9 protein-coding genes and 4 pseudogenes are annotated in these 13,354 nt (G+C 41.8%); 7 read left to right on the top strand and 6 right to left on the bottom strand.

All coding sequences use genetic code 11. From position 1 onward, the window contains the following. Positions 1-376 precede the first annotated feature (376 nt). From ON05_RS34630 to ON05_RS34610, 5 genes and pseudogenes are all read left to right on the top strand, one after another. Positions 377-1,492, top strand: a pseudogene (locus ON05_RS34630) (ATP-dependent metallopeptidase FtsH/Yme1/Tma family protein); the annotation flags it as partial. 65 nt (positions 1,493-1,557) lie between these two features. Continuing rightward, positions 1,558-2,745, top strand: coding sequence for a transposase (locus tag ON05_RS34625; protein ID WP_262562616.1), 1,188 nt, complete (start codon positions 1,558-1,560; stop codon positions 2,743-2,745). Then, positions 2,742-2,870, top strand: a complete 129-nt coding sequence (locus tag ON05_RS34620) for a hypothetical protein (protein ID WP_262561213.1) — start codon at positions 2,742-2,744, stop codon at positions 2,868-2,870. The genes ON05_RS34625 and ON05_RS34620 overlap by 4 nt, the downstream gene beginning before the upstream one ends. A gap of 122 nt (positions 2,871-2,992) precedes the next feature. Next, positions 2,993-3,862 (top strand): annotated as a pseudogene (locus tag ON05_RS34615) (peptidase M41); the annotation flags it as partial. Positions 3,863-4,035: 173 nt separating this feature from the next. Beyond that, entirely contained in the window at positions 4,036-4,572 is a 537-nt protein-coding gene (locus ON05_RS34610; protein WP_010471142.1) for a flavodoxin family protein, read from the top strand. A 365-nt stretch (positions 4,573-4,937) separates the two neighbouring features. Here ON05_RS34610 and ON05_RS34605 read toward each other — a convergent pair whose 3' ends face one another. After that, positions 4,938-5,483, bottom strand: coding sequence for a universal stress protein (locus ON05_RS34605; protein ID WP_010471144.1), 546 nt, complete (start codon positions 5,481-5,483; stop codon positions 4,938-4,940). A gap of 825 nt (positions 5,484-6,308) precedes the next feature. Here ON05_RS34605 and ON05_RS34600 point away from each other — a divergent pair. Both ON05_RS34600 and ON05_RS34595 read left to right on the top strand, forming a co-directional pair. Continuing rightward, a pseudogene (locus tag ON05_RS34600) lies at positions 6,309-7,693 on the top strand (ISKra4 family transposase). A 10-nt stretch (positions 7,694-7,703) separates the two neighbouring features. Beyond that, positions 7,704-8,678: pseudogene (locus ON05_RS34595) on the top strand (IS1 family transposase); the annotation flags it as partial. A gap of 166 nt (positions 8,679-8,844) precedes the next feature. On the opposite strand, the gene ON05_RS34590 reads toward ON05_RS34595, so the two are convergent. The 5 genes from ON05_RS34590 to ON05_RS34570 form a co-directional block, all read right to left on the bottom strand. Further along, entirely contained in the window at positions 8,845-9,396 is a 552-nt protein-coding gene (locus ON05_RS34590; RefSeq protein ID WP_012167677.1) for a universal stress protein, read from the bottom strand. Between the two features lie 303 nt (positions 9,397-9,699). Further along, entirely contained in the window at positions 9,700-9,954 is a 255-nt protein-coding gene (locus ON05_RS34585) for a hypothetical protein (RefSeq protein ID WP_010476529.1), read from the bottom strand. A gap of 1,251 nt (positions 9,955-11,205) precedes the next feature. Next, positions 11,206-12,477 (bottom strand): MgtC/SapB family protein, encoded by a 1,272-nt coding sequence (locus ON05_RS34580; RefSeq protein WP_010476531.1) that lies wholly within the window; start codon positions 12,475-12,477, stop codon positions 11,206-11,208. A 30-nt stretch (positions 12,478-12,507) separates the two neighbouring features. Then, complete coding sequence (locus tag ON05_RS34575; protein WP_010476533.1) at positions 12,508-12,765, bottom strand: DUF1816 domain-containing protein; 258 nt, start codon at positions 12,763-12,765, stop codon at positions 12,508-12,510. Positions 12,766-12,839: 74 nt separating this feature from the next. Beyond that, positions 12,840-13,166, bottom strand: coding sequence for a DUF1830 domain-containing protein (locus ON05_RS34570; RefSeq protein ID WP_236619048.1), 327 nt, complete (start codon positions 13,164-13,166; stop codon positions 12,840-12,842). Positions 13,167-13,354 lie beyond the last annotated feature (188 nt).

The raw sequence follows: 13,354 nt of genomic DNA, 5'->3' as shown, positions 1-13,354 counted from the left end.
AACTACCTTAAGGCTAGAAAAATAACTTGAGAATCTTGTGAAATCACAAAAAGATTGAGTGGTGAGCCCCAACCTTAAAGGTAGGAATACTACCAAGAGATATTAAGCCTGCAAGCGATAGTGGAAAACAAAGTTTATATTTTTGAGCTGTCCTTCAGAATTATCCAAACTTTGAGAACCACTTCAGTGTACGCCTCACAAATTACTCAAACTCTTCCTCTAATTTCAGGATGAAGTGGAATCAAATTCGTTATTTATCTGAGGGAGGGTATTGAAACGTTTGTTATTCAAGTTTTCAGATGCTATGTCTTTGCGCTTGAACGATGCAGCTCTGAATGAATAACAGACAAAATCAACCCATTCAGGAGAAGCAACTATGCCTATTGAGACAGAGCCTAATCGCACTCGAAAAAATATTGAACCCAAGCGATTTGGAGGCAGTTTATTCATTCTGTTTACACTATTATTATTTCTAAATCTATTTGTGTTGAGAGGACCACGTTTTCCAATAACTGCCTACAGTGATTTTCTTAATCAAGTAGAGGCGGGGCAGGTTGAACGGGTGGAGGTTCGTCCGAATCGCATTCGATATATCTTGAAAAGCGATCAGTATGGATTTGATGAGGGGACAAAGACTGCTCCCGTATTCGATACGGTGCCTGTTGGGATTGATTTAGAATTACCCAAGTTTTTGCGAGAGCATGATGTTCAGTACTTTGCTCCACTTCCAAGCTCCTTAAGCTGGTTGCCGACACTTTTAGGTTGGGTTGTACCACCGTTAATTTTCTTTGGCATTTGGAGTTGGTTGATCAATCGAAATCAAGGGGCAGGCCCTGCTGCCCTAACGGTGGGCCAAAGCAAGGCTCGTATTTACTCAGAAGGAAGCACAGGTGTAACATTTGACGATGTTGCTGGAGTTGAAGAGGCAAAAACGGAATTGCTAGAAATTGTAGATTTTCTAGCTCATGCCGACAAATACACTCGCTTGGGAGCCAAAATACCCAAAGGTGTTTTGTTAGTTGGCCCACCGGGAACAGGTAAAACTTTGCTCGCTAAAGCTATTGCCGGAGAAGCAAAGGTGCCGTTTTTCAGTATTTCAGGATCAGAGTTTATTGAGCTATTTGTCGGTATTGGCGCAGCCCGAGTTCGCGATTTGTTTGAACAAGCAAAGCAACAAGCTCCTTGTATTGTGTTTATCGATGAATTAGATGCCCTAGGAAAGGCACGGGGAGGACCCGGTGGATTCACTGGAGGAAATGATGAGCGAGAACAAACGCTAAATCAACTACTTTCAGAGATGGATGGGTTTGATCCAAATGTTGGGGTTATTCTGTTAGCAGCTACCAACCGTCCAGAGGTACTTGACCCGGCACTGCTCCGTCCTGGTCGATTTGATCGGCAAATAGTAGTAGATCGCCCTGACAAGATGGGTCGGGAGGCAATCTTGAAGGTCCATGTTAGAGGAGTGAAACTGGCTGAAGACTGGAGTCTGGCAAAACTGCTTGATTGGCCATCAAAGACCACACCGTAGTAAATTCAGGCCATTAACCATCGTGTTTGCCCAAAGGTGTAGTCATTCTAAAAAGCATCATCCATCCAGACCAGGCTCTAAAACAGTACCTCTCACACTTGAGCATCCCGTTATCTAAACCTCAACAGCAGCATGTGCTGCGTATTGTTGAAGGATTGATTGTGGGCAATGGCCGCAAAACCCTTAGCCACTTGTATGCTCAGTGGGTTGATGCTCCAGATGCCAGTGCAGTGGCTGACTTTTTACGAGTGAGTACCTGGTCTGAGCAATCTCTCGACAAACGCCTTGGGGAAATCAACCTGGCCGATGTCATAGAGCGCGTGCAGCGAGGAGGAAGTTCTCCTGTGGTGTATGTGAGTATTGATGACTCGACCAGTAGCAAAGATAAGGATACCCATGCCTTGGAAGGGGTGGATTGGCAGCATGACCACAATGCCAGTGGTCGCAATACTCCCAAGTACAAGAAAGGGATGGTGCATGTGAGTTGTCGGGTTCAAATTGGCAACCACAGTGTTCCCTTCGCCTATCGGCTCTATTTACGGGCAAAAACGGTTCGCAACTTGAACCGGGGACGTGCCAAGGAGGAGCGATTGCGCTTCCAAACCAAGTATCAACTGGTCCGGGAGATGCTTCAGCAGCTCCAGCCTCTATTACCCAAAGAATGGCGGGTGTACGTTTTATTCGATAGCTGGTATGCCTCCGCCAAACTACTCAAGTTTGTTCGGCGGCAAGGCAAGCGATGGTTTTGTTTGGGCGCTATCAAATCCAATCGCATTCTTGATGGCAAGCGTCTGAGTCAATGGAACAAAGACCTCAAGCACAAACACTACGACTCAGTTGAGTTAAAAACAGTGACAGGCTCAAAGCACACCTACCTAACGCGCTCGATTACGGGCCGATTAAATGAGGTGCCTTTTGACGTCTGTGTGGTCATCTCCAAGCGGCACCCTCGGGATTCTCACCCGAAGTATTACCTGTGCACAGACACCTCATTGTCTGCGGCCAAAATACTGAAACGCTACTCAAAGCGCTGGTCCATTGAAACAGATTATTGGTATCTCAAGCAATGTTTGGGATTGGGGGAGTTTCGCGTCCAACACTATGAAGCGATTCACAAGTGGTACTCTTTGGTGCATTTAGCGTTGCATTTTTGTATGCTCAACTGCGCTGTTCTCAACAGAGGGATGATCCATTCATTTCAATTGCCCAAGTGATTGAACATCACCGACAGCAACAGGCTCAAGCGGTCTTAATGGCTGCTTGTGAGCAGGCCATCACGGATGGCAATACGCAAGGAGTCGTGAAGCGCTTCATTCTACCAACTCGGATTGCAGCCTAATGGCTTGAGAAACATTAGCTGAATTCGAGTTACTGCTCTGAGGCACACACTTCAGAGTAGGTTACCGCCTGTTCTGGCGGTAATGAAAGGAGGCTGAACTTTGATGAAATTTGCCAGACTCCAGTGAAGATATTAACTTGACCAAGTTAGCAGTAAGGACACCCGGATTTTCTGGGGCAGATTTGGCCAATTTGGTGAATGAAGCAGCCCTACTAGCAGCTCGTCAGAGCCGTGATGCAGTAGTCATGTCCGATTTTAATGAAGCGATTGAGCGAGTTGTCGCAGGACTGGAGAAAAAGTCGCGCGTTCTCAATGATTTAGAGAAAAAGACTGTTGCTTATCACGAAGTAGGGCACGCTATTGTGGGCAGTTTAATGCCAGGTGCAGGGACGGTTGAGAAAATTTCGGTCATTCCCCGCGGCATTGGTGCACTGGGCTATACTCTGCAACTTCCTGAAGAAGACCGCTTCTTGATCACAGCAAGTGAATTGCGGGGCCGGATAGCGACTTTGCTAGGAGGACGTTCAGCTGAAGAGTTGATTTTTGGAGTTGTTTCTACAGGAGCTAGTGATGATATCCAAAAAGCAACCGATTTAGCTGAACGGTATGTCACCCTCTACGGTATGAGTGATGAACTTGGTCCGATTGCGTATGAAAAGGCACAACAACAGTTTCTAGAAGGAGTGCCTAATCCACGCCGTACCGTTGGTCCCCAAGTCGTTGAAGCAATTGATCAAGCAGTTAAGGATGTGGTAGATGGGGCTCACCATATGGCATTGAGTATTCTATCCATCAATCAAGATATGCTCCAATTAACTGCAAGTCATCTTTTAGAGAAAGAGGTTTTAGAAAGTCAAGAATTGCATTCGCTGTTGAGTCAACCTCAATTCCCACCTGATATGGATGAATGGTTACAGACAGGTAAGTTACCTCAAGGAAAAGAGTTGATCCAAACTACCCTAAATTCACATCAGCTAATCGGAATTAATTAAGTCATAGGGAAATCTATCAAATCCATATGAAATAGATATTACCGAATCATAATTGTTTATGCGCCATAGAGGAGATCAAGAGATCAATAGTTTTGCAGTTTTGCAGCCTTTGTCTCCATAACTATACTGCTGAATGAGTCTCCTTTTTGTACTCTTGCATAAGGAGCACGTCTGTGAGAATCTTGATTATCTATTTTTCCTTTTCAGGTAATAATCGGCGACTTGCTGAGTATCTAGCCAAAGAAATTCAGTGCGATATCTGCCCCATTATTGAAAAAAAGAGGCGGACAATGTTAACGATTGTTTTGGATATGATCTTCAAAAGAAGCCCCAAAATCGAGGCAATTGAAACCCCGATCTCAAACTACGATCACACCATCTTGGTTGCACCGATCTGGGATTCTAAGATAGCTAATCCCTTGAAAACATTGATCAAGCGTAAGAAGAATTCATTGAATAATTATTCTTTCATATCATTCTGCGGTTTCGACCGCCCTGGACAAAAAGAAAGAATTACTAATCAACTTACAGATCTCACTGGATATCCACCAAAAGCTGTCTCTGAATTAAAAGTTTGCGAACTCTTTCCATCAGAGTATAGAGACGAAGTCAATACTATTTCCCGCTATCATATCACTAGTAAAGATCTCTTTAAGTTTGAAGATAAAATTTATGATTTTCTCCACCTCATACAAAGAACAAAATATTAAATATTCACTCAATATAATAGACTATTTATTTTCTTTAGATGTAGTCCATAGCTTCGTATGAGAGTGGAGGAGAAGCTAGTAAGGACAATCATCTGTATCTTCACCTAGTACAAATCTATTGAAACTTTGGCAAGTGACTCTCTGTAATTATTGAGGATAAATATATTCTTAATGATTATCAATATACTGAATAGCATGCAACGTCATTAGACCTCTTGCATAATTCAGCTAACGACATAGTAGTGGCCTAAAAATCTAAGTCATATTGCAGCATCAACTGAGTTACTAACACATCAAGAAATGAATATTGCAAGAGGTCTATTATTCCAACGATAAATGGTTAATTTATTAAGTTGATTATGTGATCATGTTGAAATCATAAAACGAAGCTGTTCTGCCGATGAATTGGTGGAGGGCTGTACTGCTAATTGATTCGGTGTTCGTACAACCATGACTGAACATAGGGCGTGATGTACAACATAGTTGCTAATACTACCTAACACTAATTCTTTTAACCCAGAATGACCTCGACTTCCCATTAAAATTAAATCAGCGTTCCATTCCTTAGCAAAATCGCAGATCTCTTGCCGAGGATTACCAAATTTTTGTGTAATCTCAGTAGTAATTCCAACTGACTTTGCTTGCTCAGACAGTATTGCTAATCGATGTAACTCTTTTTCTTTATACTTGTTCCATTCTTGTTGAAAGCGATTCAACGGTATGTCAGAAAAAGCTGGATAGAGATAGGTTCCAGGAAAAACAGGATGTGCTTGATAGCCCTCTCCTTCGATGGATAGAACATGTAGAAGCATAAGTCGAGCATGGCAAGATTCTGCTATTTCCATTGCAACTTCAAAAGCTTGAATAGCATTTATTGAGTGATCCATGGCGACCAAAATCTTCTTAATCATATTAGCCTCCAGACGCATAGCAGATGGGTTGTATTGAAAATCACCCTGCTAAATCAAATGCAATACACTAATAAGGCTTATCTAGAGATACCTTTGTGAATAAATAAAAATCACTAAGTGATTTAATTTTATTGATCGCATTCTTAATGTAAAGGATGATCAACTCATTCTTACTATAACCAAACAGGATGAGAAACTTGTGAAGGAAAACTTACAACCTTATATCTAAAAGATAAAAAAGCTTGAAAGAAACAAAGTTTTCCTTGTCGCAAGTAATCCTATTATTTTAATCAATAGATTAGTTCTATATAGCTTTATAGGAGAGAATTAAGACCATGATATTCAATATATTATTCAAATTCAGTAAGGGATTTATATCTAGACTGAAATGAGTATTAATTGCTTTACTTAATACACTCACATTATTCACAGATAGATTTTATAAATTAAAACTATAGAGAGCTATTCAAATCACCTAGTCTTAATCTACTCAATTTTAATTTTTTAGAGGTAATTATGTTGCAATCTACTTCACAATACTTGAACTCTGTAGATTTCTGGGTAAAAATTTCTATTCTTATCCTTGAAATTTTAATTTATAGATGGGCTATCTATAATTTGGAAGATAAATATTTCTCTAAATAATGATTGATGATTAGATTTAGAGAAACTAATATTTCAGACATAAATTGCTTGTTTGTCATGAAATTCGATTAATTTCCGTGTAAGGATTGCAATCGGGCGTAAGCACAGAATCGGGGATGTATGGCTCAAAGAAAAACGGGTCAAGGACAATAGATCCTGTACCCGAATCAAAAACTTGTCATGAGCCTAACATCGCAATTGCCAACCGTACTAGAGCATCACGAATTTCTAGAACAGGTCGAAGCACTCAAAGAATCACCCAGCCTGAGTCAGATGGTTTATATCGTTCTGCAAATGGGTTTGTATTTGGCTCGATGGCTTCTGGAGGATGAACTCTCACGGCGAGCAAAACAGTATTTGAATGGCCTAGGTGTAGCACCTGCGGAACCCGCTTGCACTCGAAGGGATGGGAATCTCGTCAGATGCAGACACTGGTGGGAAATATTTACTGAAAGCGACGGGTGGGTCGTTGTCCAAAGGGTGTCCAGGTAGTCTATCAGCTCCTCTGGACCAATCCATTGGGATTACCTCTTACCAGCACAGCAGTAAAGAACTGGTGCGTCTAGGCTGCTTGTTAAGTCTATTTATGCCCTATGAACTGGCCAGTTGGATGCTGAGTCAGTGGAGTGGTTTATCCGTCAGTTCATCAAGCTTGTGGAATTGGGTGCAAGTCATGGGCAACAAAGCTTATCAGGAGCTAGAGGCTCAACTCAAAGCTCAAGCATCAGGTGAACAGGCTCCTAGTGAAGCGATTTCAGAGGTGTTGTCTGCTCTGCCTTTGGCCATTGCTGCTGACGGTGTGATGGTGCCCTTTCGCCCCACTCCGAAAACCCCCAAGGGAAAATCCAGTGGCGAGAAGTTAAAGTCGCTATCTTAGCCCGCCTGGGAACACGGCTCACCCGAGCTAAAAGAGTGTCCCCCAACTACTGCGTCGAAGACTGGTAGCAGTATTGGGCGATATCGACCAGTTCATCCCTTACTGCAACTCGAAGCCCGCAAACAAGACTTTGAATCGGCCCCAAGCGTCATCTGGTTGAGTGATGGGGGGCGAGGCTTCTGGCGAGTCTACCGCACCTTGTTCTCTCACTGTGCTGTGGCAGTTCTCGATTTTTTCATGCAGCAGGCCATCTTGCACGAGCAACAAAAGTGATGTTGGGGATGTTCGCTCTGCTCAAGCCCAAGCCTGGTTTCGGCGCTGGCGACACCAATTGCGACATGGGCAACACCTATTAGTATTGCGGTCCTTGACGATGTTGATTCACTCACAATTGTTTACGGGCAAATCTTTTACGACGTTGCTCCAGGTACAGGCTTATTTCCAGCGCCATCTGCGACACATCCAATATCGCCACTTTGAACAACTACAGATACCGCTGGGGTCAGGAATGGTCGAAAGTGCTTGTAAGTGGCTGATTCAACAGCGCTTTAAGGGGGTTGGTATGCGCTGGAGTGAGGATGGTTTCAATCATCTACTCATGCTGCGGCTTGCCTGGGTCAATCAACGGTTTGACTCCCTATTCCCAGGGGTAACCATTCCGAAGTCTAAGGCATCCCCGATCCATTAGCTACGCCCATTGCAATCGGTGTTTCAATGAACGCACCGATACCCCAATGGCTCGCTTACGCACCTCTAGTTCAGTGGTGAGCTGTGCCATCAATGCTCGCACCGAAGGAATGAGCGTTCGTGCTACAGGTGGGATTTTCGGTAAATCTCACACCATCATTATGCGTTGAGAAAAACGCCTAGCAGACCAAGCAAAGAACGGGGCACCCCCCTCTCCAGCAGGCCCTGATGTGACGGTAGGAGGGGATGAAGTATACACTCGTGTAGGCAAAAATCTTCCCCCCAGTTAGTCCCAGGGCTGGAACATCCACGTTCTTGAACGCGAAAGCCGCTATTAGTTGACAGCACAAGCTGACCTCAAGGATACACAACTTTTTGCAAATGGCGTTTACTAGGCTTGGGAGTGGGTGAAAGCCTGTGATGGGATTCGATGGTTTACCGTTCGAGTAGCGTGCCGAAGGCTTAGGTGAAAGGCTTTATGGACAAGAGCTTTGGAAGCTCGCCAGTGTCTATCTCAACGGTGAGGAGTGTCACCCTGACTATGGGCATCGCAAGGTTTAGCGAGAAGGGTTAGAAGTCGCGATGAAAGTTAAAGGGTCTCAGGGGAATCGGCGAGTAGAGTGGGTGAAAGCAGAGCATCCCTTTACCGCTATGAGTACAGGGTCTGAGGTCTATGCCAATCATAATGAGGCTCACAATGCTGCCTTGAGGAGACGATGTAGTGCTTATCGAAGACGGCAGAATCTCTATGCGAAGAAGCGGCCGGGGTTACAGAGAGTGCTAGACGTACGACGCCTGATTCAAAAGTTAGACCCCATTGGGGACTCAGTAAGCAGACCACACTAGCAATGGAGATGGGATTTTGTTCTCGTCCGTTGAGCACACTAGAACTCCTCACTAAAAAGAGTTTAAGTGTGTGCCTATTAATAGACCAGTGCCATGAGTTTCCTCTGCACCTAAAGTACAGAGTTTTTAAGTTTCCTTAGAAATCTTAGGGGTGTGATGTGCCCAGCCCCAAACGAAAATGGCTAAACAAAGAACACCCAGTTTAACTACGAAGTAAGTCGCTCCGCTGGAATATAAAGGATATAGCATCGTAATCCCTCCCTTATGGAACTGAATTTATTTTTTCGATTTTCTGGGTACCTAAAATTATTGCCAACCAGAAAGATGTGAATAAAGAACCTCATTTTCTAGTGAGTTTGATGGCTGTTGATTCCTTGAAAGTCGTGCAACTTCAACTGAACAAGGTGCATGGTGTGTAACATAGTTTCTGACACTATTGTGAGAAGGTGTACTATCACTAGCTGGTTCTTCTCCACCCAAAAGAATTAAGTCTGCACGCCAAGATAGCGCTAAGTCACAAATTAATTGTCCCGGTTCTCCAATTATGCAGATATAGTCCGCATCTATACGGGCAGCCTTGGCTCTCTCTACACAACCAACTAGACGCCTTAAAATCCTCCCCTCAGAATTGGATTTAGGGAAATTAGACTTTTGAACAGGCATTACATTTGAATTTTTCTGAGTAGATTGTAATTGGTCACTAAGTGTCTTGTTGGAAGGTAAATTTTGATCTTGAGAATTTAGAACATGGAGTAGTTTGAGACTAGACTTATGTTCTTGTGCGATGAGAAATGCTTGTTCGAATACAAACTCACTGGAATCAGAATCATCCATGGCGATCAAGATTCTCTTATTCATCATTACCTCCATCTGTTTAAGTGGTGGAAGGTAGAAGATAGTATTACCTTTTTACCTCACCTTCAAATTACTGATATAGTTTGAAGATCTTGTGAGTGAAATGATCCTACTGGCTCAAATTCTGTAGAGCTATTGACTTAAGTTTCATTCCTAAGTAACTTTTAATTTTGGTAGGCTTCAATTTTAATTTATACGCTTGGAAAAAGACTAACAAATTGCGGAACTGATTATTCACCTGCCGTTGATTGATCGGTGAATGTCAAAGTGTTTATGAAATTACCTGCTGATAGTTTAACTATTCATTTAACTCAAAATCTTAAGTTCACATCCTAAGTAAGGACCCTCTACAAACTGGCTGTTGTCTTTTTGAACTGAGTCAAAATCTTTTAAGATAAAAAACACACCATCATTAGTACTTCCTATGATTTTACCTTTACATCCACGCAAAGGTCCTTTCAGGATTTCGACTGAAGTGCCAAAGGAAATCTTTCTTTGATTACTTAGCATCTTTTGCTCAGTGCTGGCTGATATTAGATGATTTTGGTTGGTTTCTTTCATGGCTAGTGATTGTTTCTTTAAAAAAGACCATCATCTGCTTTTAGATATCCAGAAAATATTTCTTAATTTCCAATAGTATTGAATTATAGAAATATACATATAACCTAGGTATTTGTCATAGATGCATAGGATATTTTTTTGCTTATCCCTTGGTTAAGTAAAGCTTGAATTCCAATTCTTATATAGGCTCAAAAGGTGCCATGGAGAATAAGTTGAAACATAGAAATAGGAGGAAGAAAAAAACCAACGAACACATGTCAAGAAAGAATTTTATCTCTTTAACGGAGGATAACTATTATTTTGGGCTAAGGATCCTATGCAAGATCATTAGTATTCATAACTCTGAATCCCTAAACAATTCTTTTCGGTTAGACGTGCTTAGCTAATTACACATAATCTTTGAATTGATTAGTACCTAGTCTATTCTAAGAACTTGGAGGTTTTGTGAGACATAGTAGAAATCTGCCGCCACTAAAAATATTATTCAACAGTATAATTATATTTATTAAAATTAAATATGGTATTTAATCCTCCAAATATTGATGAGAAATATATCGGTGTCATCTAATAATTCGAGAAGAAAGCTAAAGTTCCTTTTATTCCTATAGCTATAAATCATCAGCCAAGAGACGCACTATCTATATCTTTATCAGTGCTCACTTCATTCTTGCTTTCTCACAAATACTTCAAATTTTACAAATATATTTTTATTATCAATGTCTAACTTATAACAGGCAGAAAGTGATGCTTATCGTAACTGTCTGGTTTATGCCGAGGACGCAAGAAAGTTATTGTTAACTATTTCAGAAGAATACTAGTTACTGAAAAGATAATTTCTCTAAGTAAATAGCAGGATGTAATCATGGTATACACAATAGATTTGATTAAAATACTGGTTGAACAAGAGCAAATATCTAGGAAAATTATTTTAGTGAACCAGCTTGATATTCCTAATCCTAGAGAAGTATCTGATAATCATGTCAGTTCTTCTATTAATTTAGGAATAGTAATAGCGATTTTAGTGGTGATCTTGATTTGCTGTTCCCCAAACTTTATTAAGCTCTTTCGCAGATCTTTAGTATATTTGCGAAAAGATAGTTGTAATCATTGTCTAAAGTGTAAGTTTTACAATCGAAATGCATACCTTAGCTGTGCTGTTCACCCAGGAAGGGTCCTAACAAGCGATGCACTAAACTGTCAAGACTTTCAATCAAAATAGTGGCGTTAATAGTTTTAGTAACCTCGCATTTTCTACCTCAAATATAAAATAGGAAGTAAGCTGATCAAAGCTAGAATACTTTGTAAAATAAGGCTTGATTTCCCTACTTTCCAATCACCAATACCCAATGTGTATATACCTTTCGCGATACTATTACTAGCTGCGGCTATTAAAATAGCGATCGCACTAATGTTTAGCGCAGTAGACTGACCAGCAGATTGGGTGATACCCATGACGAAAGGATCTACATCCGCGAACCCCAAAATACCAGCTAGGGTGTAGATGCCCGCTTGACCCAAAACCTCAATTGCGTAGTGTGTCAAAACTAGCAACATCACAAATACCCCTGCAAAGAGTAATGCAAATCTCAGCTCAAGTGGATTTTGAGATGTTGCTCGGACTGAGTAAACCTTAGCTGAGCGACCTGTAAATATTAACCATATTCCACCTCCTAAAATAGCGATGCTTGCCACGAGACTCATAGGTCCCCATAGGAGGGCTGCAAGAGACTTATTGAAGATACCCGTTAAAACGATCAAGCGGCAATACATCATCCCTGAGGCTATGAGAATTGCTCCTGCATACCTTCTTGGCAGAGGATCTGAGGTGGATTGTTTGGCAAGGGCCACGGTTGTAACGGTTGAAGAATAAGCTCCACCAATCAACGCAATAATAATCAGAGTCCCTCTCCCCTGAAATGCACGCTGCAACAGATAGCTGGCATAGGAGATGCCGCTTACAGCAATGACGACTAACCAAGTCTTAAAGGGATTGAGTTGAAACTCGCCATAGGCTTGATTGGGCAGAACTGGCAAGATCACAAATGTCAGTAGTAAAAACTTGGTTAATGTAAGAATATCTTCTGAAGAAAATTGGGTAGCCAACTTTTCTAAAACAGACTTTAATTCCAATAAAAATAAACTGGTAATCGCTAAGGTTGCGGCTTCCCAGTAGTGACCAAAGTAGACAAGAGCACCCACCAAATAGGTTGCTAAGCAAGCAATTTCTGAAGTTACCCCTGCATTTTCTACTGTTTGCAACTTATGCCAATACGAAAGAGCCATCAGACCAGCAATGGCTAGAAAACCCATTCCCAATGCGATACTTTGACCGTTCGTCAAAAAGGCGATGCAGTACCCTACTAATCCAATCATTGGGTAGGTACGAACTCCACCAAAAGCATAGCGACCTGTTTGAGTATGATGTCCTTCTCGCTCCAATCCAATTAGAAAAGATAAGAATAAGACCCATAGCAGCTTAAAAACGTTGCTCTGAGGGATGAATTTTAGATGTTGAGTATCCATACTTCTCGTTGAAGTATTGTCGTTTTGGAGCTATCGTTCGGGTAGAAAAGGGGGTTCTCTATTCGGGGCTTCAATACTAGTAATGGCTAAGATTTCTGGTTGACATGTGCGGATTGTGACAGTAATTTTTTGAGGCTCTGCCTTCATGTCTTTAGTAACGTTAGCTTGATAATTTGCGGCTTCTGTCGAAGTTCTGAAAGGGCCATAGTAGAGTGTGCTTTGTGGTTCTAGCGCCACAACTTCAATCCACCAAAAGGGGGCCTGTTTTTGGGAATAGATCCAAAGCATACCTAGTTCTAAGTGGCAAAGGCTATCAGAGTGGGAACAAGAATCATTTGTGCTTAAGGGGCTGAGGGGACCTTTTATCCCCCATTCAACTCTTTATATAAAGCACACATCCTAGTTGTTTCCGATACTGTTGGAATGGCCAAGCGATCGCATATAATCTTCGCCGTCAAAGTAGCACTGGCCATTTCATAAGTATGAACCTCCAACTCAGCGTCGGGATAGGTTTCAAAAACTAAGTGATCACCTGGTAATACAGTCCGCTCGAGGAAGTCGTGGGGAATATTGACAATTCGGATAATTTGGGTTCGCTGCATCTCATTGACATAACAACACCTCACTTTCTCAGGCAGTTCTGTAATATCAGGACACCTATCTAGTACGCCAGTTGATGCGGATGACATGATGACTCACTCCATCTATGTGGGCACTTTTTCCTTCCGTTCCATCTCATGGATGATTACCAATATTCCAAAGATTAAGGAATAATTATGTGAAAACCATGAAGATCAGCCAACGAATACAGGCCAAATCGGACATTGAAGGGAATCCTAATGTCGTAACATCAGATTAAAGAATCAGTCACCGGACC

Source organism: Acaryochloris sp. CCMEE 5410 (assembly GCF_000238775.2).
Lineage (GTDB): Bacteria > Cyanobacteriota > Cyanobacteriia > Thermosynechococcales > Thermosynechococcaceae > Acaryochloris.
The sequence above is the reverse complement of the archived record's forward strand: the minus strand, read 5'-3'. Positions and strand labels throughout refer to the sequence as shown.